Consider the following 24,957-nt stretch of genomic DNA (forward strand, 5'->3'; position numbering starts at 1 on the left):
TCATCGTAACCATGTACAGTTATGATGACCTTCTTTTTATTTAGAGTTTATACTGAGAATTGCTCGCCGCTTTTCGTATTTAAATCCTGCTTCATCTCATTCTCCTTTGGAATAGTAAGGAAATGAGTTAGAAATGCACCAAAGAAGTACAAACCGGCAAAGATCCACATCACGCCGCCAACACCTAATGGCCCGATGAAGGCAGTTACTACTAATGGCCCAACAAATGCTGATAATCCTGACCCTAAATTTAAGACAGACATTGCAGCTCCTTTATTTTCAGGAGATAAAGATGGGACTAATGCTGTAAGCGGTACATAACCGGCAAGTGTTGCTCCGTAGCAACAGGCAACAAATAATATAGCCCAATAATTATGCCCCACCATTTGAGGTACATAATAGAGTGCAAGAGTTACAATTCCGCAACCGACTCCTCCGAACCATTTAATTGTATTTACCCAACCAAACTTGTCTCCAACAATACCAAAAATAATATTAAACACCATATTTACAAAGAATAGAGTACCCCAAATTTGAAGCCATTCAGTCATCGTAAAATTATATTTCATCATATAAGTAGGCAGGAAAACAACAAATCCAAACTGAGCGGCCGAATTTATAATTTTTACAATACCGCCTATACCAACCTTAGGATTTTCAAATGCGATGGTAATGCCTTTTAGTAACTCACTTGATTTGTTAGCGCTTACGGTTTGTGCTTTAAACTTGTCCTTATTTACAACAATAGAGAATAATCCCCCGACGACAACGAAAATTAAGGCGCTCCATAAAGTAGCGATTTCTCCGATTTTAGGAACCATATAACTAGAATAAAAGGCCCCGATAACACTAAGCCCAAGCTGGAATACGAACCAGAACCAGCCAACTGCTCTTGAAAGCATTTGCTGCGGAGTACTGTATGATACCCAGACTAAGAAAGAATAAGCAAATAAGGGATAACCAAATCCTCGTAGAGCATAGCAAATTATAATTACTGGATAATTCATATGTTGAATACCTATACCTATGAACCCAATAGAACCTAGAATGAATGATACTAAACCAAAAGTCATGACTTTCCTTGGTCCCCACATTTGTACAAATACCCCCGAAAACCAAGAAGAAGCAGATACAGTAATTCCGTAAATAGTAAACAAGAAAGCAGCATGTTCTAGCGTTAGGCCTTTCTCAACGAGATAAGGGGATAACCATCCTTGTTCTAAACCATCCCCAATCATAAAAACAATAATTCCTATGTATCCCCAAGTTAAATTAGAAGGGATACCAATCCTGTCCATAAATGTTTTGCTTGAACTAATAGCGTTCATTCTCCCACCACCGATAAGTTATTTTTGGTTAAGCGCTTAATTATTTTTGATAAAAAAAGTATACGCTTACATTGTGAGGTCGTCAATTTAATTTTTCGACAATTTACAACTTTCTTTTATAGAGGCATTCTATTTACTTATTGGACAATAAAATAATAGTGAGTATGAGAAGAAAGAAATACCTTATAGATGGGGGTTACTATTTAAAAGGCTTGGTTTTCTTTGTTATATCAGTATTTTAAAAGAATATATTTATAGCTTTTTAGATTATTTATTTCTAATTATTATTCTTTATTTTTATGTAATACGTTTATTGAAGGAACTTAAAATTCGGATGAAAAGGTAAGTGTTCAAAAAAATAAAAATGTTTTCAATTTAGAATCAAGTGTGTATAATGAAGAAAAATAGGGAAAGCGCTTAACTAAAATTATTAGGCTAAACCTTATAGACTTTCATTTTTTTTCTTAAATTTAAATAAAGAGGGAGAAATCATATGAATGTTTTAACGATTGGAATTATTGGGGCTGGACGAATTGGGAAACTGCATGTTGATAACTTGCAGCTGATGCCACAAGTAAAAATTAAAGCGGTTTCAGATGTAGTGATTAGTCATCTAGAAAAGTGGGCTGAGGATAAAGGGATTTCCACTCTGACTACAAACTATCAGGATTTATTAGCAGATCCAGAAATTGATGCTGTCTTTATTTGTTCACCAACAAATACACATGCGCAAATTATAAAAGAAGCGGCTCTTGCGAAAAAACATATTTTCTGCGAAAAACCTGTTAGTTTCTCTGTAGAAGAAACATTAGATGCATTAGAAGTAGTAAAAGAACAAGGGGTATCTCTTCAAGTAGGTTTTAATCGTCGTTTCGATCCTAACTTCAGAAAAGTCTATGATCTTATTCAACAAGGAGAAGTGGGACACCCACATATTTTAAAAATTACGTCTAGAGATCCACAACCACCAAGTATAGAGTATGTTCGCTCTTCAGGCGGATTGTTTATGGATATGATGATTCATGATTTTGATATGGCTCGTTATGTGATGAATAGTGAAGTCGTTGAAGTATTTGCATATGGCACAACATTAATTGATCCATCCATTCAGGAAGTAAATGATGTTGATACAGCAATTGTCACATTGAAATTTGCGAATGGAGCTTTAGGGGTAATTGATAATAGCCGCCAAGCGGTTTATGGATATGACCAGCGTCTTGAAGTGTTTGGTGAAAAAGGAGCGGTCGCTGCGGATAATTGCTGTCCGACAACAGTACAAGTTTCAAAAACAGAAGGTGTTGTAAAAGACAAGCCGCTGTATTTCTTCTTAGAGCGCTACACGCAAGCTTACATTGAGGAAGTAACACAATTTACAAAGTCAATTATAGAAGGACAAGCTGTTATTTGCAGTGGTAATGATGGATTACAAGCAGAGCGAATCGCGAAGGCTGCGAAGGAATCCTTACTAACAGGAAAACCTGTACAAATTGAACATAAACAGCCTGCATTAAATCAATAAAGAGAGCGCTTACTTCTAGAAAGATAAAGAGTTATGAATATTAGGTTTATAAAAATATGAACCATATCATTCACTCTTTCATAAAGCATAGGAGGTAATAACAATGAATCCACTTATTTTTAAAGAAGATTGTCCAGTAGATCTAATTGCAGTTGGACGTTTATGCGTTGATTTAAATGCCAATGAAACACAACGTCCTATGGAAGAAACAAGAACGTTTACTAAGTATGTGGGGGGATCTCCTGCGAATATCGCAATTGGTGCAGCGCGTCTTGGCTTACAAACAGGATTTATCGGTAAAGTGTCCGATGATCAAATGGGCCGCTTTATTACAGGGTACTTAAAGGACAACAATATTAATACAGATCAGATATGTATTGATCACACTGGTGCAGTGACAGGTTTAGCTTTCACAGAAATTAAAAGCCCTGAAGATTGCAGTATTTTAATGTATCGCGACAATGTCGCAGATTTAAATCTTGATCCAACAGAAGTATCTGAGGACTATATTAAGCAATCAAAAGCTCTCTTAATTTCAGGAACAGCTTTAGCGAAAAGTCCTTCTCGCGAGGCGGTATTTTTAGCGCTAGAATATGCGCGTAAACATGATGTAGTCGTATTTTTTGATGTGGATTACCGCCCTTATACATGGCAGTCAGAAGCTGAAACGGCTGTGTATTACAATCTAGCGGCTGAAAAGTCGGATGTCATTATTGGGACGCGTGAAGAGTTCGATATGATGGAAAAACTATTAAACTATGAACAATCTAATGACCAAGTTACAGCTGAAAGATGGTTTTCTCATCATGCGAAAATCGTCGTAATTAAGCACGGCGGGGATGGGTCAATCGCTTATACGAGAGACGGTCAATCACACCGAGGCGGTATTTTTAAAACAAAGGTATTAAAGACGTTTGGCGCCGGTGACTCGTATGCTTCTGCGTTTATTTATGGCCTAATGCAAGGGCTTGAAATTCCTCAGGCGATGCGATTAGGTGGTGCTTCTGCTTCGATTGTTATTTCTAAACATAGCTGTTCGGATGCAATGCCAACAAGGGCAGAGATTTCAGCATTCATGGAAACGGCTGAGGAAATTGTATAAAAACATCATAAATGAGTAATCAAGTAAGTGCGTATCTTATGTACGCTTCTACATTACATAAAAGGGAGAGAATGAATATGACAGTACAAACAGCACAAATTGTAAAAAACTACATTGGCGGCGAATGGGTAGAATCCATTTCAACTAAGATGGAAGCTGTATATAATCCTGCAACAGGAGAAGTAATCGCCCAGGTACCACTTTCAACAAAAGCAGATGTTGAACAAGCTGTATTAGCAGCAAATGAAGCATTCAAATCTTGGTCCAAAACAGCTGTGCCAAAACGTGCTCGTATTCTATTTAAATATCAACAATTACTAGTAGATAACTGGGAAGAGTTAGCGAAACTAATTACGATCGAAAACGGAAAAAGCTATAACGAGGCTTACGGTGAAGTTCTTCGTGGTATTGAGTGCGTGGAGTTTGCTGCAGGTGCTCCTACATTAATGATGGGAAAACAGCTTCCTGATATTGCGACAGGTATTGAGTCTGGTATGTATCGTTACCCAATTGGTGTTATAGGCGGGATTACACCTTTTAACTTCCCAATGATGGTTCCATGCTGGATGTTCCCACTTGCGATTGCTTGCGGTAATACATTTGTGTTAAAACCTTCAGAGCGTACACCACTTCTAGCAGCAAAATTAGCAGAATTAGCTGCAGAAGCTGGTTTACCTAAAGGTGTATTAAATATCGTAAATGGCGCACACGATGTAGTAAATGGTCTTCTGGAACATAAATTAGTGAAGGCAATTTCATTTGTAGGTTCTCAGCCTGTCGCAGAATATGTATACAAAAAAGGAACAGAAAACTTAAAACGCGTGCAAGCATTAGCAGGTGCGAAAAACCATTCCATTGTATTAAATGATGCGAATCTTGAACTAGCAACAAAGCAAATTATTAGTGCTGCATTCGGTTCAGCTGGTGAGCGTTGTATGGCTGCTTCTGTTGTAACAGTAGAAGAAGAAATTGCAGATCAATTAGTTGGAAGACTAGTAGAAGAAGCGAACAAAATTGTCATTGGAAATGGTCTTGATGAAGATGTATTTTTAGGACCAGTTATTCGTGATAACCATAAAGAGCGCACAATTGGTTACATCGATTCAGGTGTAGAACAGGGTGCTACATTAGTTCGTGATGGACGCGAAGATACAGCTGTAAAAGGAGCTGGTTACTTCGTTGGGCCAACAATCTTTGACCATGTTACAAAAGAAATGAAAATCTGGCAAGATGAGATTTTTGCTCCTGTTTTATCTATTATTCGTGTGAAATCATTGGATGAAGCGATTGAAATTGCCAATGAGTCTCGTTTTGCAAATGGAGCTTGCATTTATACCGATAGCGGGGCAAGTGTACGTCAATTCCGTGAAACAATTGAATCAGGTATGTTAGGTGTGAATGTTGGGGTTCCGGCGCCAATGGCATTCTTCCCATTCTCTGGCTGGAAAGACTCTTTCTATGGTGATCTTCATGCGAATGGTACTGACGGCGTGGAGTTTTATACAAGAAAGAAAATGCTTACATCTCGTTGGGAAAAATAATCATGAAGAGAAAAGTAGGATCTCTCTAGTTGCTTGTAAGCGAAAGTAACGGAAGTAGTAAAACATAAGAAGGAAGTATTAGGAGTCTATCAAATTCCTGATACTCCTTTTTCATATGCAGAATGACTGATAGAGATAGAAAGGAGCAAACAATATGCAAACTATTAGAATGACGACAGCACAAGCTTTGGTGAAATTTTTGAATCAGCAATACGTAGAGTTTGATGGGAAGCAACAAAAATTTATTAAGGGAATCTTTACGATTTTTGGTCATGGAAATGTAGTAGGTCTAGGTCAAGCTTTAGAAGAAGACGCAGGGGAATTAGAAGTATATCAAGGGAGAAATGAGCAAGGAATGGCAAATGCTGCAATGGCTTTTGCAAAACAAAAACATAGAAAACAAATTATGGCATGTACTTCTTCAGTTGGTCCTGGATCAGCAAATATGATTACCTCTGCAGCAACTGCTTCTGCAAATAATATTCCCGTTTTATTACTTCCAGGAGATGTATTTGCAACGAGACAACCTGATCCTGTTCTTCAACAAATTGAACAAACGCATGACTTATCTATTTCTACGAATGATGCTTTCCGTGCAGTAAGTAAGTATTGGGACCGGGTGAATCGTCCTGAGCAATTGATGACAGCTATGATTCAAGCCATGCGTGTTTTAACGAATCCGGCAGATACAGGTGCTGTAACAATTTGCTTACCACAAGATGTCCAAGGGGAAGCATGGGATTTTCCGACTTACTTCTTCCAAAAGCGCGTTCACCGTATTGAGCGTCGCCTACCTACCAAAGCCAGCTTAGCGGATGCGGTTGAAATGATTAAGAGAAAGAAAAAGCCAGTTATGATTTGCGGTGGTGGTATAAGATACGCAGAAGCGGCAGAAGAACTCAAACAGTTTGCTGAAACATTCCGCATTCCATTTGGAGAAACGCAAGCTGGGAAAAGCGCGATAGAAAGCAATCATCCATATAATCTTGGCGGCATTGGGGTAACTGGGAATTTAGCAGCTAATACAATTGCAAAGGAAGCGGATCTTGTTATTGGAATTGGGACAAGATTTACTGATTTTACAACGGCATCTAAGCAATTGTTTCAGAATAAAGAGGTTGAGTTTTTAAACATCAACATTTCGGAATTCCATGCGAACAAACTTGATGCATTAAAGGTTATAGCAGATGCGAAAGAAGCGCTTCTCGCTCTAATAGATGAACTGCAAGCAATTGAGTATCAATCTAGTTACACAGTAGAAATTGATGATGCAAAAGAGGCTTGGGAAACAGAATTAGAACGTCTACATAATATTCGCTTTACAGGTCAAGGTTTCACGCCGGAAGTTGAAGGTCATTTCGATGAGAATTTAAATGAGTATGTAGACGCACTTGGTACACAATTAACACAGACCGCAGTCATTGGACAAATCAATACATTACTTGATGAAGATGCAATTATTGTTGGTGCGGCAGGAAGTCTTCCGGGTGATTTACAAAGAATGTGGGCAGCAAGAAAACCTAATACATATCACATGGAGTATGGATACTCTTGCATGGGCTATGAAGTTGCAGGTGCACTTGGTGCAAAGCTCGCTGAACCATCGAAAGAAGTATATGCAATGGTAGGGGATGGCAGTTACCAAATGCTTCATTCTGAGCTTGTCACAAGTCTTCAAGAAAACAAAAAAATTAACGTCTTATTGTTTGATAACTCCGGATTTGGCTGCATTAATAACTTACAAATGGGCAATGGAATGGGGAGCTTTGGAACAGAGTTTCGCTACCGAAACCAGGAAACTCGTAAATTAAACGGTGCTATTATGAAAATTGATTTTGCAGCTAGCGCGGCTGGATATGGCGTGAAAACATATCAAGTTACATCAATGGAACAATTACAGGAAGCGCTTAAGGATGCGAAAAAACAAACAGTTTCTACATTAATTGATATTAAAGTATTACCAAAAACAATGACAAATGGATACGATTCATGGTGGCATGTAGGTGTTGCAGAAGTATCTAATAGTCCAAGTGTACAAGCCGCGTATGAGAGTAAAGTAAGTAACTTGCAAAAGGCAAGATCATATTAGATTAGGACACAAAGAGAGCTTTTTATCTACATGCATATTGTCTAGGAAGTTCTCTTTTTAACGAACAGTTAAGTGAACTTGGCAAGATTCTATAACATTTTGCAAAGAGGAGAGATAAGGGGATGTTTAAAGAAAATACAATTAAGCTTGGAATTGCACCAATTGCTTGGACAAATGATGATATGCCGGAGCTAGGAGCAGAAAATACGTTTGAACAATGTATTAGTGAGATGGCACTAGCTGGATTTAATGGAAGTGAAGTAGGGAATAAATACCCGAGAAATAAAGTTGTATTAAAAAAATGTTTGGAATTACGAAACTTGGAGATTGCTAGTGCATGGTTTAGTACGTTTTTAACAACGAAGCCGATTGAAGAGACGGTAGAAGAATTTATTAAGCATAGGGATTTCTTGCATGATATGGGTGCAAAAGTCATCGTTGTTTCAGAGCAAGGACATAGTATTCAAGGTTTAATGGATGTACCACTATTTCGCAATAAACCCGTTTTTACAGAAGAAGAGTGGGAAAAGCTTGCAGATGGGTTACATCACCTCGGTAAATTAGCTCAGGAAAAGGGGCTACATATTGTATACCATCACCATATGGGTACGGGTGTTCAAACAACGGCAGAAATTGAAAAGTTAATGGATATGACGAATCCAGAGCTTGTATCCCTACTTTTTGATACAGGTCATCTTGTTTTTTCAGGAGAAGAGCCGCTTTATGTTTTGAAAAAATATTTACCTCGTATTAAACATGTACATTTAAAAGATATTCGCCAGGAAGTAGTAGATGCTGTAAAGGAAAATGAATTGAGCTTCTTACAGGCAGTGAAGAATGGTGCGTTTACAGTTCCAGGAGATGGCGTAATTGTATTTGATGAAGTATTTACTATTCTTGCAAACTCTGAATATAAGGGATGGTTTGTGGTAGAAGCAGAGCAAGACCCAGCTTTAGCGAATCCTTTTGAATACGCATTAAAAGCTCGAAAATTTATACAAGAAAAAGCAGGTTTGTAATTTAAGCATTTTAAGATTATCCCTAAGTAAATGGTATGGTAATCAACATGTCTTCTTACAAAAGGGGTAAAAAGACGAGAAGGTTGATTTTACATTTAATAAATAATATTGAAAAAGGTGAATGTGTAATGCCATTAGTTCAAATGAAGGATATTTTAATAAAGGCATATCAAGAGAATTATGGGGTTGGTGCTTTTAGTGTCGCTAATATGGAAACAGTCATGGGAGCTATTCAAGCAGCTGAAGAGTTACGTTCGCCGCTTATTCTACAAATTGCGGAAGTTCGTTTGAATTATTCGCCAATTCATATGATTGGTCCTTTGATGGTAGCTGCAGCGAAAAAAGCAACTGTTCCAGTAGCAGTTCACTTTGATCACGGTATGACATTTGAAAAGATTCAAGAGACGTTAGAAATTGGTTTTAGTTCGGTTATGTTTGATGGCTCTCATTATCCGTTAGAGGAAAATATACAAAAGACAAAAGAAATTGTAGAACTTGCGAAACAGTACGGAGCGACAGTAGAGGCTGAGATTGGCAGAGTAGGTGGTAGTGAGGATGGATCAGAAGATATTGAAATGATGCTGACAAGTACTAAAGAAGCAAAAAGATTTGCAGAAGAAACAGATGTTGATGCGTTAGCTGTTGCGATTGGAAATGCGCACGGGATGTACAATGGAGACCCTGATTTACGATTAGACCGCTTGCAGGAGATTAATGGGATAGTCGATATTCCTTTAGTATTACATGGTGGGTCTGGCATTAGCCCAGAGGATTTCAAGCAATGTATTCAACATGGTGTTCGAAAAATTAATGTAGCAACAGCGACGTTTCAGAATATAGTTTCTACGGTTAACACTGCTGTCCTAAATACTCCTTATTCAGATTACTTTACGTATCATCAAGATGTAATTGAGGCCGCATACGAAAACGTTAAAAATCATATGCTCATTTTCGGAAGTGAAAACAAAGCACAACCAGAAAAGCTTTCTTCATTAAATAATAGAAGGAACTCATAATTTAGTTAGCTGACAAAGATAGAGAATGATAGAGTAGCCATTAATTAAAAGGGGGAGAAAGCCGTGTTAGGAAAATTAGGTGAATTAAATGAAGGGTATAATGTATTAACAGAAATGAACGGTCAATGCAGTGATATGTTAATGGATATAGGCATATATAAGATGTCTAATGGAAAAGAAGAGCTGCTATTTGATAATAAAAATGAAACGGCAGTACTTTTACTAGAAGGGACAATACGTCTAGAGTGGGAAGGAATGGAACAAGTTATTCAAAGACAGTCTGTTTTTGAAGAAAACCCTTGGTGTTTACATGTGGCTAAAAATGTGAAGGTTACAATTACTGCTCTTTCAGATAGTGAAGTGCTTGTTCAAAAAACAGATAATAATCAAGAATTTGAGTCTAAGTTGTATACTCCAAATGAGTGTCAAAGTGTTGTAGCTGGAGATGGAGTATGGGAGGGAACAGCGCAGCGTGTTATTCGTACAATTTTTGACTATAATAATGCAGCATATTCTAACATGGTAGTAGGAGAAGTTATTTCTTATCCCGGGCGATGGTCGAGTTACCCACCGCATCACCATGATCAACCGGAGGTATATTATTATCGCTTTAACAAGCCACAGGGATTTGGATGTGCAATGGTTGAGGAGGATGCTTATCGCGTTGTACATAATAGTTTTATTACAATTCCAGGTGAGCTAGACCACCCGCAAGCAACTGCGCCTGGATATGCAATGTATTTTTGTTGGATGATTCGACATCTTGAGAATAACCCATGGAATGATCGTATCATGGAGGAAGAACACAAGTGGTTATTAGAATCAAACGCAAAAATTTGGCCAGAGAAGGAATAGACGAAAATAAATACGAGCACTCCTATTTTTAGTGATAGGGTGCTCTTTTTTCTGTTTATGCGCAGAAAGGAAAATTCTTCTTATTGTTACCGTCGGATTATCGTCCTGCATACATTTGAAGAAGGTGAATTTCTATCTAATAAAATAAGATAGGATTTGATATTTTCTTAGTTTTGGTTAGGTAAGTTTATATACTTAAAGTAAAGGGCTTAATTTCAATTAAGGAGGAGGATAATTTGGAGGTATATAACTCAGCTGCTCCTGCACAAACAAATAATGAAGAGTTACCATTCGATATTTCTTGGATGACCGATTGGATTGTAGACTGGTTTGGTTCTTTGTTTAATGGCGGCAGTGATGTAATAAAAGATGGGGGAGACAAAATAGATGGTGCAGTCCATGCGAGTGTGCCTGCATTCTTTGATGTTATTTTCCTTATACTTTCTGTAGTAATTTTAATATCATTATTAGTTTTTGGGGCTTCGTTATGGTTTAAACATATAAAGTGGAAAAAAAGATCTATATATTTAGGAGTAGGTTCATTTATCCTCATACTTTTAATAAGGATTCTACCAGTGTTAATGTTGACAACACGTTCTTTTGATTTTCAAACTTTTATGAGTAATATGGTGGGCTTAATTACTTCTATAATTTTAGGAACAGCTGTATTAATGTTTTTGATATCTTTAGCATTAGGTATGCTTTATAAGAAGTTTGAACATCCCAAATATGGAAAATGGAGTTCAAGTTTGAGATATAGTTCAATTTTTATATTTGTAATGACATTGCTAGTACCGGCCTTACTGCGCCATTTATAATTTTGATTTATATAAGGAGATAGAGGAATAGTGAAGGTAACATCTATATTTATTCCTTCTATATATACTAGTACTTATTCTCCTTTAGGTTTCTAATTTAAATCTAATAAGTTAAAAAGCTTTTTGTGTATGAGGTTTTGGTAAGGGAGGATGAGTATTAGTGACTACGTTCATTGTAATGGTTAGTATTTTCTTAATTCTATTCGTAATTGGTCCTAAAGCGACTAAGAGAAAAGAAGAAAAAGATAGAATAGAAAAAGAACATAAGCAGAAAATGGAGGCTTTAGAAGAAGAAAAGTTGGATTTTGATATTAATGGAAGCAAAGTAAGGTTACATAAAAAGCCTAAATTAAAGAAAAGTATATATAAAATAAAGAGTAACAGATAGCTTTTTAATTAAAAGGGGAAAGGGATAGAATGGACAACGGGTTTCTTTGAACAAAGTAGGGAGCATCATACCGGACAGATTTAGAAGAGTGCTTTAGGGAGTTGGTACAAGAAATATGCGACGAATTAGAAATTGTCATTGTCGCTTTAGAGTGTAACAAAGACCATACACATATGTTTTTAAACACGCTGTCAACATTTAGTCCTTTGATATTATGGCAAAAATCAAAGGAGTAACTTCAAAAAATTGAGAGAGGAATTTCCTTACCCTAAACATTTTCCAAGTTTATGGGCATGTAGTTATTTTGTATCTACCGCAGGAAATGTATCGAGTGCAACTTTTAAAAAATATGTAGAAAAACAAAAAAACAAGGAGCTGAGAAAGGTGCAAATTAAATGTAGTAATTGCGGATTTGAACAATTTATGAAAGACCATAAATTCAACAGAGAATATAGAGATGACTACAAAAATGCCTTGTTTGTTCTGTGTGGGAGAAATGCTTGTGATACTTCTCAAATTAAAATCCCGAGTGGTTATATCAGAAAAATGATGTGGCTTGGTTCGTGGTCAATTGTAAGAGTTATAACTTTAGACGAATACAAAAGTCTTAAAAGAGCCAGACTTCTTAGGGATTTAGTTGTAGAAAAATATAACAATCTGTGACAGAAAAATTAAGCTATTTCCTACAAAAGAACAGGATTTTATCTTAAAGGCTATGGGAAGAGAATATATCTCTACAATCAATGCACTTGTATCTGAAATGGTACAGCAAAGAAAATATATAAGATGAAAGAAGCCATTAGTGATAGAATGGTTCTTTTTGTATTAGAATATTTTCCTATGTTCATTATTTTGTTGCTTGAAGTGAAACTAAGTCTAAAGATAGCTACTAATTCTAGAGTGATACCAAAAACTCGAATTAATTTCTTCATGTTCTTCTGTGAATATTCAAAAATAAGTTTCTCAAGTTAAAATATTGTGAATATATTTATAAATGCAAGTATGCCGTGATAATATTTGATAAAAGGGGGTAGGGGCAGATGAGTGTTAACCTCATTTCTAACGAAAAAATCACCAAATTATTAAATGACTGGTATCAAGCTATGATTGCACAACGTGTATTACAGTCTGAAAAGATAAAGGAAGATATTGAAAGTAAAATTAATTATATCAAGGAAGATCAAACAATATTAATGTATTACGCTTTACTAAATGCGCGGTACAGCCTTCTAATTCGTGATACGAAGGGTTCAAAAGATATTTTAGACAAAGTCGAACCTTTACCAGATGAAAATGAAACATTTTTAGAGTACTATTATCATTTGTTTAAAGCGATTTACGCCATTAATACGGCCAACAATAGTGAAGCAAGGGTTCATTTTGAAGAAGCTGAAAAGCTTCTAGATTACATGCATGATGAAATTGAAAAAGCAGAATTTAATTATTGGGTTGCTGTTTACTACTACCATATAATGAAACCAATTCAAGCAATTCAATATGCTATGAAGGCAAATGAAATATTTATAAATAATGCAGGATATGAATTGAAAATAGCTGCATGTTTAAATACTTTAGGAATGGCAAACATACGACTAAATGAATTTGAAAGTGCAGAAGAATATTTACTTTCAGCATTAGACACTTTCAAAAAATCAGGTGATGAAATTCTAATTAAACGCGTTAAGCATAATTTAGGACTTTTATATGCAAGTCAAAACATGCCAGAGTTAGCAGTTAAACATTTAGAGAATTCATTAGAGAATAACTTTAAAACTATGTTTCTTTTAGCGAGAGAACATTTCAAGCTAGGAAAGCATACTATTGCTAATGAATATATTGAACAAGGTTATAAGCTTAGTGATGTAGGTTATCGTCATCATTTCGAAATCTTAAGGACATTACATAATAAAGCACCACTCGAAGAATTTGAGAAATTAGTTATAGAAGGTATTTCTTATTTTGAAGCAGAAGAATTATATGAGTGGGTAAAAGAATATGCTTCTCTTTTAGGTGACCAATTCTACAATTCAAAAAATCATGAAAAGGCAAGCAAATATTTACACATTGCTTTAGACGCAGACAAAATAAGCAAAGAAAGAAGGGCGCTAAAATGAAAAAAGCTATTTTATTAATGATGATGTTGTCCACAGTTTTTACTTTTGGTCTTACTAATGTAAAAGACGTATCACAACAAGAATCAATTGAAGTATTTATGGATCATGGGGAACATATTTAATTTTCTAAAAAGAGGCTAATAAAGTTTTATTTAATCTAATTATTAAACAGAGATCTGAGCGTATTACAGCCCTTCCCGAACGAGAAAGCCCCTCGCGTTTAGGCAGGGGATGAAAGTGAGGTTGGATAAGGAGTGCTACTAAAAGCCGCAAGGTTTGTGGCACTCTAAGTATCCAAAATGTTGGTATCTTTTATTTTTTTATCTTTCGTGTTGCAGTTTTATAATCCAACTGATACAATGCAAACATGATGAATGATTATAGAAGAACCAAAACAACCGTGTCATTAATTAACTATCATTTTGTGTTTTGCCCAAGATACAGAAGAAAGATTTTTCTTAATACAAAAGTAGAAGAACGTTTCAAAGAGTTGGTTCAAGAAATATGCGGAGAATTGGATGTTTCTATTGTTGCAATGGAATGCGACAAAGACCACGTTCACTTGTTCTTAAATACACCACCAACACTTAGTCCTGCTGATACAATGGCAAAAATTAAAGGAGTGACATCAAAACGTTTGAGAGAAGAGTTTCCTCATCTTCAACACTTGCCGAGCCTATGGACGCGTTCTTATTTTGTTTCTACTGCTGGAAATGTATCAAGTGAGACAATAAAACATTATGTTGAAAATCAAAAAACGAGGGGGTGAAACTTGTGCCACAAACCATCACAGTTAAAGTTAAATTGCTTCCAACAAAACAACAAATCATGCTATTAGAACAAAGTAGCCACGAGTATATAAAAGTCATTAATGCCCTTGTATCTGAAATGGTTGAATCAAAGAAAAGCACGAAGAAAAGTACAAAGGATATTGAAGCCAATATCCCAAGTGCGGTGAAAAATCAAGCAATTAAAGATGCGAAAAGTGTGTTTTCTACAAAGGTGAAAAAGAGTAAATACAAAATCGTTCCGATTCTAAAAAGACCTGTTTGTGTATGGAATAACCAAAACTATTCATTTGACTTCACGCACATTTCAATTCCGTTTATGGTAAACGGAAAGTCAACTCGTTTAAAGGTTCGCGCTTTATTAATAGACAAATATAATCGCAATTTCGAATTGTTGAAGCACAAGTTAGGTACACTCCGTATCACGAAGAAATCTGCTAAATGGATTGCTCAAATATCTGTCACGATTCCTACAAACGAAAAAACGGGAACAAAGATTTTAGGAGTAGACTTAGGTCTTAAAGTTCCTGCGGTAGCCATCACAGATGATGATAAAGTTCGTTTCTTTGGGAACGGTAGGCAAAACAAATTTATGAAACGTAAGTTTCGCAGTGTTCGCAAGAAGTTAGGAGAAGCTAAGAAACTGAATGCCCTTCGTCAACTTGATGATAAAGAACAAAGATGGATGCAAGACCAAGACCACAAAGTAAGTCGTGTAATCGTTGATTTTGCAACGGATAATAATATTTCTGTCATTCGATTAGAGCAACTAACAAACATTAGACAGACGGCACGAACAAGCCGTAAAAACGAAAAAAATCTACACACTTGGTCATTCCATCGTTTAGCACAATTCATCGAGTACAAAGCGACATTAGTTGGCATAAAGGTCGAATATGTGAACCCTTCTTATACAAGTCAAACATGTCCGAAATGTTCTGAAAAGAACAAGGCGCAAGACAGGAAATACAAATGCCAATGTGGGTTTGAGAAACATCGTGATATCGTTGGGGCGATGAATATTCGCTACGCAACTGTGGTTGGCGGTAATAGTCAATCAGCCTAAGAACCTATAGGATCTGTCTTAGGAGGGGTGATGGCACACCCTCATCTTGAAGGCTGTTCAAAACAGAAATGGACTGCGAATGCTTAGTCATTCAAGAATCCCATCCGTTACACCGTAAGGTGTAGGACTTGCGGCTTTAGCCGTGGGAGTGTCAAATTGGTTGTAATAGAGAAAGGTATTCAAGCGGGATATGACTTCTACACACATAATTATTATAGTGTCAGTTGGAGTTTAGCTATCATTGTCTATTGCATATACGAGATGGAAAAGTATTATATTGAAATAGATGAATAGGCGCAACAAAAAGGTGTTAGTAGGCGGAATTCTTTTTAAAATACTATAAAAAAGACACTACAAGAGTGTCTTTTTTTTGAAAATACTCTATAATTAACTTTGGGGAAGGTAATGTTAGAGTATTCATTTAGCATTATCTTTATATTTGATAAACCATGAAATCGAAAGATTTTGTGGTTTATTTTATGAACAATAGATATTACCGTATTGGCAGTGAGCTATTGATCATTATAAGCATTAGGAGAGAGGGGTTCAAAGTCTAACATCGAATAACGGTTCCGGAATATAGTGTTGCGAAATGATCTCCCATATCCCAAACGGTATTTGCCTGTATATAGCCCTTAAAGCCTTCTGAAGAATAATAAATCTCTTTTGGTATACTTTCTTCAGTTTGGAAATGTGCTTTAGAGTACTTTACATAATGGTTTTTAATAACTTTTGATTCGGGAACAATAGTGTTTTTTTGTTCCATTGTTTGCCTAGCACTAGAAGTTGGTATGAATTTTACAGAATCTTGGTAATTAGTATCTAAGGTGTCAGCTTGTACCCTGTGTGACGAAACAAAGGTGCTTAAACTACTTCCCACGATTAAAGTTGCAAATGCTAACTTTGAGAATTTTGCTAATCTACTCATTTTATAATCTCCTTTTCATAATTTTGTAAGGTACCTCCTTACACCTCACAGTCTATATCCACTACAAAAGGGTGTACATACATATTGATAGACAAATTTCTACAAAATACCTCATGTTTTGGCGTTTATGTATAATAATCCAATGTCTAATAATCTATCAAAAGTAAAAAGGTAGGTCTTATATAAAAGAAAATGAATAATTTATGCAGAGTTTGTATATAAGATTATTGTTTAAATATTCTAAAATGAGTTGATAAAGATGTTGGTAGGTTTTTTGGAAAAGAAATGATTCCCTAGGTGAAATTTGAAAGAAAGATTCTCTGTTAGAGTTTTTATAAGGGAATTCATTTTCGTAGATTTAAAATGTAAAATTAACTAAAGAATTAAGTACAAGCACACATTTTAAATAAAGGCTCTGTCGGTGGTCGTCTAATCAATGAAATGACTGATGCTTATGATAGTTTGCGTCTAGCAACATTCAGTGTATAAACGAATGAATCAAGAAAAGGGTGAAATATTGGATAACTCGAAATGGATGCCTTTAAGTAATGTTGATGATGATGAGGAAATTTGGGCAGGAGCAAGAGTTAGGTTGTACAATGTTGATATGAATAGAGAAGACAAAGAAAATAATTTCTATGAATATATTATTTCTTATATCTACGACAACAACAACTACTTACAATTAACTAATTTAACAAGAGGAAAAGCAGGCTATGTTATTTGTGTCATTGAAAAAGAATTACCAAATAATTATGCATTGGGCAAAACATTAAAGCAAAGAATAGGCTTAGAAAATACCTATTTTAGATTTGAATGTGAATAATCAACAACTAAGAGAAGGACCAACTCTAAGGTGTCTTCCCATATTTAATACTTTTTATCAATAATTAATATTAACAGAGCCAAAATAAAAAAGTGAGAAAAATGATAAACATTCTTCTCGCTTTCATCAATTAGGGTGGCATATACATAAATATGCGTCTGGGTAGATTTTCGGATGAAAAATCCACATGCATAGTATAACAAAAAAATTAAGGTTTTTCGCATGTAATATTGCATATAAAAAATAGTAAAGTTTTAAATTTAAATATTAAAAACTTATATATACATGTTACAATGTAATTCTCTAATTTATTTTATTTTATTCTCCTATTTAGAATTTGTGGTTTAGTGATTCAATAATACAAAAGTGGTTGTAATAAATAGATAAATCAATGAAGTAATACAGTTAGAATGGTTAAAAGGCAGTTAAATATAATTATTAAAAGAATAAATGTACTTAGTTAGGTTTTGTGAATTTATTATGGTAAGGATTTCATCTGATTGGAATAGCGCTAAACTAAATTTTTATCCAAACGAATCCAATAATTATTTTCAAAATGAGTATATGTTTCATCCAGTTTATATTGAATAATTCGTATTCTAATAATTGCTCAATATAGAAAAATAACATATTTAAAAGGAGGATAGATAAAACTCTACCTGTGAAATTTAAATCGCTAAATAATAAAGTATAAATAATAGGATGTAATTGTAGTTCCGTTTCTAATGGTACTATAAATGAATGTGGAAAAAATAAAGGAGAAAAATTTAAATAGACTATAAAAGTAGTAAAAATGAAAAGGAGAAGTAGCTAGTGTTTAATATAAAAGAAAGATTGGGACAAATAAAGCTTAAAACGAAGTTGTCTATGGCATTTATAGCAATATTAATTATACCAAGTCTTATTGTAGGAGTATCATCTTATAATAAAGCAAAAACAGATCTTAATGAAACAATTCTACAATCAGCAAAAGATAATATAAGTATTTTAGATAAGATTGTTGATGATGAATTAGAAAATAAGCATACAGATGTCACTCATTTTGCAAAGGTACTCACACAAGGTGATTATAATCCTGAACAATCGCAAAATGTACAGAGTAAATTTGATCAATATATACAGTTACATCCAGAAATAGAAACGATTTATACAGCATCCAGTAACAATCAATTTATTCATGCACCTGTAGGAAAAATACCAGAAGGGTTTAATCCATTAGAAAGTAGTTGGTATAAGGATGCAGTAAAAGCAAATGGAGAGATTATTGTTTCATCGCCATATAAATCAAAGGCTACAGGAAATATGGTAATTGCAATTGCAAAGCAAAATGCAGATAAAAGTGGTGTCATTGGCTTAGATTTGAATATTACAGATATCGTAAAAACATCCAAAATGATAAAAATTGGAAAGCAAGGATTTGTATCTATAGTTAGTCAAGATAAAACTATAGTTGTTCATCCATCACTAAAGCCTGGAGAGAAATTAGAGAAAACTTTAGCGGATGAATTGTACAAGACAGAAGATGGAGTAATTACTTATAGCCTCAATGGCGAAGATCGGAACATAAGCTTTAAGACAAACAAAAAAACAGGTTGGAAAATAGCAGGCGTAATGCCTATGAAAGAAATTGAAGAAGCTACCAATCCTATTTTTTATAAAACGCTCACTATAATAGGGGCTTCATTATTGTTAGGTGGAATTGTAATTTTATTCATACTTAGATCTATTATTAATCCATTAAGACAATTAGTTATTTCAGCTCAAAAAATTAGTCAGGGAGATTTAACCGAGAAAATAGATATTCGTTCAAAAGATGAACTTGGTCAATTAGGTGGTAGTTTCAATACAATGGCAGAGTCGTTACGTAATATTATTTCTCGAATTAACACATCTGCAGGACATGTAGCGGCGTCTTCTGAGGAACTAACTGCTAGTGTAGAGCAAGCAAGTGTTGCGACAGAGCAAATTACAAAAGAGATGGAAGAAATCTCGAACAGTGCAGAGGTTCAAAATAATGAAGTTGAGTCTGGAGCTGAATTAATTGGTGAGGTAACACGTAATATTCAATATGTAGCTGAGAATGCTTCTGAAGTATCGACTTCCTCCATATACACTAAACAAAAAGCCAATGAAGGTGAAAAATTAGTAGAACAAACTGTAACACAAATGCAGTCTATCCATCACTCTGTTTCTCAATCAGATAATGTCATAAAATTATTAGATAAGAAATCACAGCAAATTGGCAGTATATTAGAAGCGATTCAAAATATTGCGGAACAAACAAATTTATTAGCATTAAATGCAGCGATTGAAGCAGCTAGAGCAGGAGAACAGGGGCGAGGGTTTGCAATTGTTGCCGATGAAGTTAGGAAGCTAGCAGAGCAATCATCCGAATCTTCAATGGAAATTGGAAGTTTAATTAAGGAAATACAAGCAGACGTACACGAGACTGTAAAAGCTATGAATGAAGTGGGAGTAGAAGTACAATCGGGAATTAAAGTTGCGAACGATACAAAACAAAGTTTTTATGAGATTTCAAAATTTGCAAATGATATTGTGTCAAAAGTGCATGGTATGGTGGAACTATCTAATAAAATGACTACTGATGCAATGAAAGTCGATACATCGATTGATCAAATAGCTATGGCTGTAAAAGAGAATTCTTCAAGTATGCAAACGATAGCTGGTTCATCTGAGGAACAACATGCTTCTATGGAAGAGATAAATTCTTCAGCAATACAATTAGCACAGATGGCGGAAGAACTTCAAGAGTTAATTGGTGGATTTAAGATTTAAGTTGAGATTCTAGGAGAGGATGCTAGAATCTTGTTACAGAGTGGAAATAAAAAACTCATAACATAGTAAAGAAGTATACTATGACTCTCTACACGTATTGAACAGGCAGATAAGCCATTTAAAAACCCTCCAATTGGAGGGTTTTTAAATACATTTATATTAAATTTGTTGTGGTGCACTGTCATAATCGCCAACATTATATGAAGGAGCAGGATAATGTCCATGAGTAGCAAGTTGATCTGTTTTAGAAAACTGAGAAATTCCCACCGTTAACACTCCAATGAAAGCAATACCAGATAATAATAAGCTGATTTTTTTCATTATTTTAAGACTCCTTTTTCAATTAATTTTCGTCTTGCTTGATAACAAATATGGAAATAGTCACTTACTTTTTTGTGGTTCTCTAATTGTCTACATTTTGTGGCAAATAATTCAGCGTATTCGACAACATATTCCCATAACTCTTCTTTCTCAAAGTATAAGATTCCTTCTTGAATGATTTTTTCTAATTCTTCCAATGGAATGTTTTCGTTTAATCTTTTTAAAATAAAGAAGTGATGTAGATATTCTTCGTTATGGATTTCTCTGCAGATCTTTAATCCCTTAACAATGAGTTTGCTAGCCGTCGATTGTTCCCCTAACTTATAATGTTCCTTAGCTTGTAGAAAGATAGCCTTGAAGTGTGTAGGGATTTTCTCTGTTACTTCTGAAAGGTGACGAATAGCTAAAGTAGACATACTTTGATCAGAATACAGCCACCCCATAGTACTTTTTACGTATAACAAGGAATCTTCTTCTTTATTCTTTTGTAGTAAATCAATTGCACTTTGTAAATATTCTTCAGCTTGTTCGTACTGTTTTAAATAGATGCAGCAACCACCTAGCAAACTATTACAAAAGGCTGTTTTTACTTCATAACCTTCATACTTTGAAAAGATTGTTCTCGATTTATTTGCGTATTCGATAGAAGCGAGCATGTTATAGGTATGGTGATAAAAAGTAGCAATTCTATAGTAGAATTCAGCGTGTTCAATTTCATCTGGTATGTCTACTAGTATCTTTTCTGCCAGTTTATAATGTTCCTCTGCCTCAGTATAATTTGATATAAAAGTGGAATGGATGGATTTAAAAAAGTGATAATAGAAGCGTAGAAAATGGTCTGTAGGCATATCATAGTCACTAATGGCATCAAAGCTATTTTGTTGAATACCAAGGCTATCTGTTAAGACATTGTAACGGAATTCAAGTAGTGAGTAATATAGTAATAAATTTTGATCTTGATGTTCTTGATTTGGCTCAGTGCTTAATTTGCTGATTTTTTCATCAATTCTCTTTTTTAGATTAGTAGCTTTTATAACTTGTTGAGATAGCATAGATCGATACCAGTCGTTCAATAGAGCAGTTAACTGCTCATTTCCTTTTACTGAGACACTCATAATATACGCCCCCATCTTATAGAAATATCCTAATCCCATTTAATTATAAACATCATAACAAAATAGAAGAAAAAATGGAGTGATTTTACAATATTTTTCAAGAAAATTCATAAAAAACAATCAATTCGTGTCGAAAATACTTAGATTATAATACCAAAAGGTCACTAAAAAGATGATACGAATCCTCATACTTTCTATTAGGTGAACCAAGAAACTGTGATTGAAGATTTATGAAGTTTCGTTCTCTTAAAACGGATTAATTACGTATTAATTTTAAAATTATTTTATTTGGTACTATAATGTGTATCACAACGAAATGTCTAAACTTTGCGTATGTAAATAAGAAAAGAATAAAGAAAGCAAAGAAGAACTTGTAGGAATTCCTACAAGTTCTTCTTTAGATAATGTAAAAAGGTGAAACAGACTATCTTATTATTCGTAATAGGGAAATTATCTAATTTATAGCTGGATTTCATTATATAACGGGTATCAACATTTAGAGTTTTGATGTTTGGAAATTATGTGATTTCAAAAAAAGATGTACTGTTTTGAAGGTTTGTTTTTATTTTTGATTAAAGACAAATTAAAGACTGGTAGGGGAAAAAGTTTATAAAAGAGAAAGTCTCCTTGACTTGTTCTAAAAAGATGATTCTAAAAGTTATTTGTGTATAGAATAAGTAAGTCATGAATTCATCACCATTGGTGATAGTAAACATTCGGTTCAATATATTAGCAAGCAACTTGGTGGAATAGCTACAAGAAGGGGGAATTATTAAATTGTTAAAGCTCAGTATAATTCTAAAATATCAGATATAAATAGTGGAGTTTTTACCTTATTTACTTTTCGGGTAGGATAAGTACAAAAAAATAGGGGGGTGTTTCTTTGGACGAAGCTCTTTTGACAGGGATAGTTTTTTTCATAACTAGAACAAATAAATTAATAATCGCATATACTGTATTGTCGTTAAATCAAGGCATTATTTTCTCAGAACAAAGGAATCACATATTTTTTAGTGATTCCTTTATTATACAGTATAAAGTCAATAATTTATTTAAAATATAACCGAAGAAATACAATCTTTGTGAATGGACGATTACATCATTCTAGGTATAGTAGGTTTATAATTTAGACTATAAAATTTAATGCGTCTGTTATTATTTTAGCCAAGAGGACTCCTTACTTAAGGAACTCACAGCAGGTATGAGTGAGAGTAATTCAAAGCATGCAATATTGTTTAATTTGGCTAACACATAGATTTATCATCTCTGTACTGGTGTAAGAATTATAATGCTTATACCAATCTATTGTATTTTCTAAAGTCTGTTGTAGGGACCATTTTGGCTGCCAATCAAGATTGAATTTTGCTTTGCTAATATCAAGGTTTAGTAAATTTGCTTCATGAAAATTTATTGGACCTATATTTTCTGCTGTCCAATCCCCGCCGCCCCAAATATCTAGTAAACTGGTCACTAATTTTTCTACTGGAACAATATTGCTAAGGGATGGTCCGAAGTTCCATGCTCCTGAATAAATGGTACCATTATTTATAATTTTTTCTGTAAGGAGTAAATACCCGCTTAAGGGTTCTAGTACATGTTGCCAGGGTCTAATAGCAGTAGGGTTTCTAATTATAATCTTTTTGTTTGACTCTAATGCTCGTATACAATCAGGAATAATTCTATCTATTGACCAGTCACCGCCACCAATTACATTACCAGCTCGAACGCTTGCAATTATTTTCTTGTGATGAGAAAAGTTTTCTTCTGGAAAGTAAGAATTTCGATAGGAAGAAATTAAAAGTTCGCAGCATCCTTTGCTTGAGCTATATATGTCATGGCCGCCCATAGGGTCAATTTCACGATAACCCCAAGGCCATTCTTTATTTTCATAGCACTTGTCACTTGTCACCATAATTCCTATTTTAGCTGATTCATGTAATCGAATTGCCTCAAGTACATTCATAGTTCCTACAACGTTTACCTCGTATGTTTCTCTAGGATATTCATATGAATACTTAACTAGAGGTTGGGCAGCTAAATGGAATACAATTTCAGGTTTATAATCTGTAAAAACCTTATTTAATTTATTAAAATCTCTAATGTCTCCACGGATATCAATTATATTATTTTGAAGGTTAGTAATGTTAAAGTTATCATTTTTATTTTTAGGATCCAATGAATATCCAATTACAGTAGCACCTAATTCATTTAACCATAGGGATAACCAAGAACCTTTAAAACCAGTATGTCCAGTAATTAAAATTGTCTTTCCGTAAAAAGCATCGTTAAAGTTTTGGTTTAACAATTAATCCACCTCCTTTAGTACCCTATTTTTAGGGGGTTAGGTATAAATGTTTATTATTTTTATACCAATTAACTGTTTTTATAATTCCTTCTTCAATATTAATTTTAGGTTTCCAGGAAAGAGAGTTTTTTATTTTTTGGACATCTGCTTCAGGAACCCATCTTTCATTTGTTCTAGAGGAAATTGCACCGTAATTTGGTCTGGAATTGGTTTTCAAATGTTTGAATAATAATTCTACATAATGTTTTAAGGGGTGAATAGTGCCGCTCCCAATATTGAAAATTTCATTTTGTACAGTAGTATTTTCTACTGCTAGGATACAGGCATCTATTATATTTTCTATATAACAATAATCTCTTAATTGATTACATAAAGTTAAATTTACTTCTTTGTTTTGTAATACTTGCAAGATTATATAGCTAAAAATTTTATGTGGCTCCTCGCCTTCTCCGAATATGCCAAAAGGTCTTAATGTTATAAGATTAATGCTGTTTTCGCTAGCAATTTGATGGGCGAGTATAGTAGCAGCAGCTTTGGTACTTCCATAGATATCTACAGGGTTTAGTAACATATTTTCATGAATAGGTTCCATCTTGTTACCGTATTCAGAACTACTCCCAAAATTGATGATTTTTTTACAATTCACAAATTTTGCTGCTTGAATAATGTTACAAGTCCCTAAAACATTTGTTTCTATAGCGTGGATGTAATCTGTATGGGCAGAATTTACACCATAGGCTGCTAGGTGAAAGATATAATCGGGATTAATTTTCTTTATTGCATCTTGAACTTGCTTTTTATCTCGTATATCTATTTCATAGGTTTCAATATATTTTAGAACATCCTTTAGTCTCCAACAGTTTGATGGTGTTCTTATAAAAAGAACAATTTTTGCTTGTAAATTTAAAAGTCTTCGTGCCAAGTGAGAACCAATAAAACCGTATCCACCAGTAATAAGGAAAGTTTTATTTTTTAATGAAGTAATCATAGTGATAATCTATCCTTTATTAAGATGTATTTTTA

The 24,957-nt window shown here is 34.4% G+C and carries 21 protein-coding genes and 2 pseudogenes; 17 read left to right on the forward strand and 6 right to left on the reverse strand.

Features of this window, described 5'->3' with window-relative positions:
• Positions 1-47 precede the first annotated feature (47 nt).
• Positions 48-1,328, reverse strand: a complete 1,281-nt coding sequence (locus tag ACW0JX_RS28610; protein ID WP_459245863.1) for an MFS transporter — start codon at positions 1,326-1,328, stop codon at positions 48-50.
• A 493-nt stretch (positions 1,329-1,821) separates the two neighbouring features.
• Here ACW0JX_RS28610 and iolG point away from each other — a divergent pair, with 493 nt between their 5' ends.
• The 15 genes and pseudogenes from iolG to ACW0JX_RS28685 all read left to right on the forward strand — a co-directional run.
• Positions 1,822-2,847: an inositol 2-dehydrogenase gene (gene iolG, locus ACW0JX_RS28615; protein WP_001101870.1), complete on the forward strand. Its 1,026-nt coding sequence runs from the start codon at positions 1,822-1,824 to the stop codon at positions 2,845-2,847.
• A 103-nt stretch (positions 2,848-2,950) separates the two neighbouring features.
• Complete coding sequence (gene iolC, locus ACW0JX_RS28620; RefSeq protein WP_459245864.1) at positions 2,951-3,949, forward strand: 5-dehydro-2-deoxygluconokinase; 999 nt, start codon at positions 2,951-2,953, stop codon at positions 3,947-3,949.
• A 77-nt stretch (positions 3,950-4,026) separates the two neighbouring features.
• Positions 4,027-5,490: a CoA-acylating methylmalonate-semialdehyde dehydrogenase gene (locus ACW0JX_RS28625; RefSeq protein WP_459245865.1), complete on the forward strand. Its 1,464-nt coding sequence runs from the start codon at positions 4,027-4,029 to the stop codon at positions 5,488-5,490.
• Between the two features lie 154 nt (positions 5,491-5,644).
• A complete protein-coding gene (iolD, locus tag ACW0JX_RS28630) occupies positions 5,645-7,579 on the forward strand; it encodes a 3D-(3,5/4)-trihydroxycyclohexane-1,2-dione acylhydrolase (decyclizing) (RefSeq protein ID WP_459245866.1) in 1,935 nt (644 codons plus the stop codon).
• Between the two features lie 122 nt (positions 7,580-7,701).
• Positions 7,702-8,598 (forward strand): myo-inosose-2 dehydratase, encoded by an 897-nt coding sequence (iolE, locus tag ACW0JX_RS28635; RefSeq protein WP_168410686.1) that lies wholly within the window; start codon positions 7,702-7,704, stop codon positions 8,596-8,598.
• A 128-nt stretch (positions 8,599-8,726) separates the two neighbouring features.
• The gene (locus tag ACW0JX_RS28640; RefSeq protein ID WP_459245867.1) at positions 8,727-9,614 is read left to right on the forward strand and encodes a class II fructose-bisphosphate aldolase; all 888 of its coding nucleotides are present in this window, start codon (positions 8,727-8,729) and stop codon (positions 9,612-9,614) included.
• A 63-nt stretch (positions 9,615-9,677) separates the two neighbouring features.
• A complete protein-coding gene (locus ACW0JX_RS28645) occupies positions 9,678-10,469 on the forward strand; it encodes a 5-deoxy-glucuronate isomerase (RefSeq protein WP_459245868.1) in 792 nt (263 codons plus the stop codon).
• A gap of 218 nt (positions 10,470-10,687) precedes the next feature.
• A complete protein-coding gene (locus tag ACW0JX_RS28650) occupies positions 10,688-11,287 on the forward strand; it encodes a hypothetical protein (protein WP_459245971.1) in 600 nt (199 codons plus the stop codon).
• A gap of 160 nt (positions 11,288-11,447) precedes the next feature.
• The gene (locus tag ACW0JX_RS28655; protein WP_071732440.1) at positions 11,448-11,675 is read left to right on the forward strand and encodes a hypothetical protein; all 228 of its coding nucleotides are present in this window, start codon (positions 11,448-11,450) and stop codon (positions 11,673-11,675) included.
• 74 nt (positions 11,676-11,749) lie between these two features.
• Positions 11,750-12,047: pseudogene (tnpA, locus tag ACW0JX_RS28660) on the forward strand (IS200/IS605 family transposase); the annotation flags it as partial.
• Between the two features lie 668 nt (positions 12,048-12,715).
• Positions 12,716-13,789: a response regulator aspartate phosphatase gene (locus ACW0JX_RS28665; RefSeq protein ID WP_459245869.1), complete on the forward strand. Its 1,074-nt coding sequence runs from the start codon at positions 12,716-12,718 to the stop codon at positions 13,787-13,789.
• The gene (locus ACW0JX_RS28670) at positions 13,786-13,911 is read left to right on the forward strand and encodes an aspartate phosphatase (protein ID WP_086391988.1); all 126 of its coding nucleotides are present in this window, start codon (positions 13,786-13,788) and stop codon (positions 13,909-13,911) included. The genes ACW0JX_RS28665 and ACW0JX_RS28670 overlap by 4 nt, the downstream gene beginning before the upstream one ends.
• Before the next feature lie 245 nt (positions 13,912-14,156).
• Positions 14,157-14,558 (forward strand): IS200/IS605 family transposase, encoded by a 402-nt coding sequence (gene tnpA, locus ACW0JX_RS28675; protein WP_033681089.1) that lies wholly within the window; start codon positions 14,157-14,159, stop codon positions 14,556-14,558.
• Between the two features lie 5 nt (positions 14,559-14,563).
• Positions 14,564-15,643: an RNA-guided endonuclease InsQ/TnpB family protein gene (locus ACW0JX_RS28680; protein WP_063538869.1), complete on the forward strand. Its 1,080-nt coding sequence runs from the start codon at positions 14,564-14,566 to the stop codon at positions 15,641-15,643.
• Positions 15,644-15,799: 156 nt separating this feature from the next.
• A pseudogene (locus tag ACW0JX_RS28685) lies at positions 15,800-15,937 on the forward strand (hypothetical protein); the annotation flags it as partial.
• 259 nt (positions 15,938-16,196) lie between these two features.
• Here the strand turns inward: ACW0JX_RS28685 and ACW0JX_RS28690 are convergent.
• A complete protein-coding gene (locus tag ACW0JX_RS28690) occupies positions 16,197-16,571 on the reverse strand; it encodes a hypothetical protein (RefSeq protein WP_459245870.1) in 375 nt (124 codons plus the stop codon).
• A gap of 535 nt (positions 16,572-17,106) precedes the next feature.
• Between ACW0JX_RS28690 and ACW0JX_RS28695 the strand changes: the two genes are divergently transcribed.
• Positions 17,107-17,397, forward strand: coding sequence for a hypothetical protein (locus ACW0JX_RS28695; RefSeq protein ID WP_050845376.1), 291 nt, complete (start codon positions 17,107-17,109; stop codon positions 17,395-17,397).
• 813 nt (positions 17,398-18,210) lie between these two features.
• Positions 18,211-20,193, forward strand: a complete 1,983-nt coding sequence (locus ACW0JX_RS28700; protein WP_459245871.1) for a methyl-accepting chemotaxis protein — start codon at positions 18,211-18,213, stop codon at positions 20,191-20,193.
• Positions 20,194-20,352: 159 nt separating this feature from the next.
• Here ACW0JX_RS28700 and ACW0JX_RS28705 read toward each other — a convergent pair whose 3' ends face one another.
• From ACW0JX_RS28705 to ACW0JX_RS28720, 4 genes are all read right to left on the reverse strand, one after another.
• A complete protein-coding gene (locus ACW0JX_RS28705) occupies positions 20,353-20,514 on the reverse strand; it encodes a hypothetical protein (protein WP_459245872.1) in 162 nt (53 codons plus the stop codon).
• Positions 20,514-21,629, reverse strand: coding sequence for a response regulator aspartate phosphatase (locus tag ACW0JX_RS28710; protein ID WP_459245873.1), 1,116 nt, complete (start codon positions 21,627-21,629; stop codon positions 20,514-20,516). The genes ACW0JX_RS28705 and ACW0JX_RS28710 overlap by 1 nt, the downstream gene beginning before the upstream one ends.
• 1,216 nt (positions 21,630-22,845) lie before the next feature.
• A complete protein-coding gene (gene rfbG, locus ACW0JX_RS28715) occupies positions 22,846-23,934 on the reverse strand; it encodes a CDP-glucose 4,6-dehydratase (RefSeq protein ID WP_050844963.1) in 1,089 nt (362 codons plus the stop codon).
• Positions 23,935-23,962: 28 nt separating this feature from the next.
• Positions 23,963-24,922, reverse strand: coding sequence for an NAD-dependent epimerase/dehydratase family protein (locus ACW0JX_RS28720; RefSeq protein WP_459245874.1), 960 nt, complete (start codon positions 24,920-24,922; stop codon positions 23,963-23,965).
• Positions 24,923-24,957: the final 35 nt, after the last annotated feature.

This window comes from Bacillus sp. C-3-6, assembly GCF_054509685.1.

Excerpts from the sequence above, each read along its gene's own strand:
- ACW0JX_RS28625 (WP_459245865.1), top strand. The coding sequence starts at position 4,027 with ATGACAGTACAAACAGCACAAATTGTAAAAAACTACATTGGCGGCGAA.
- ACW0JX_RS28705 (WP_459245872.1), bottom strand. The coding sequence starts at position 20,514 with ATGAAAAAAATCAGCTTATTATTATCTGGTATTGCTTTCATTGGAGTG.
- ACW0JX_RS28695 (WP_050845376.1), top strand. The coding sequence starts at position 17,107 with ATGCCTTTAAGTAATGTTGATGATGATGAGGAAATTTGGGCAGGAGCA.
- tnpA (WP_033681089.1), top strand. The coding sequence starts at position 14,157 with ATGATGAATGATTATAGAAGAACCAAAACAACCGTGTCATTAATTAAC.
- ACW0JX_RS28720 (WP_459245874.1), bottom strand. The coding sequence starts at position 24,922 with ATGATTACTTCATTAAAAAATAAAACTTTCCTTATTACTGGTGGATAC.
- ACW0JX_RS28610 (WP_459245863.1), bottom strand. The coding sequence starts at position 1,328 with ATGAACGCTATTAGTTCAAGCAAAACATTTATGGACAGGATTGGTATC.
- ACW0JX_RS28670 (WP_086391988.1), top strand. The coding sequence starts at position 13,786 with ATGAAAAAAGCTATTTTATTAATGATGATGTTGTCCACAGTTTTTACT.
- ACW0JX_RS28710 (WP_459245873.1), bottom strand. The coding sequence starts at position 21,629 with ATGAGTGTCTCAGTAAAAGGAAATGAGCAGTTAACTGCTCTATTGAAC.
- iolD (WP_459245866.1), top strand. The coding sequence starts at position 5,645 with ATGCAAACTATTAGAATGACGACAGCACAAGCTTTGGTGAAATTTTTG.
- iolG (WP_001101870.1), top strand. The coding sequence starts at position 1,822 with ATGAATGTTTTAACGATTGGAATTATTGGGGCTGGACGAATTGGGAAA.
- iolC (WP_459245864.1), top strand. The coding sequence starts at position 2,951 with ATGAATCCACTTATTTTTAAAGAAGATTGTCCAGTAGATCTAATTGCA.
- ACW0JX_RS28640 (WP_459245867.1), top strand. The coding sequence starts at position 8,727 with ATGCCATTAGTTCAAATGAAGGATATTTTAATAAAGGCATATCAAGAG.
- iolE (WP_168410686.1), top strand. The coding sequence starts at position 7,702 with ATGTTTAAAGAAAATACAATTAAGCTTGGAATTGCACCAATTGCTTGG.
- ACW0JX_RS28690 (WP_459245870.1), bottom strand. The coding sequence starts at position 16,571 with ATGAGTAGATTAGCAAAATTCTCAAAGTTAGCATTTGCAACTTTAATC.
- ACW0JX_RS28665 (WP_459245869.1), top strand. The coding sequence starts at position 12,716 with ATGAGTGTTAACCTCATTTCTAACGAAAAAATCACCAAATTATTAAAT.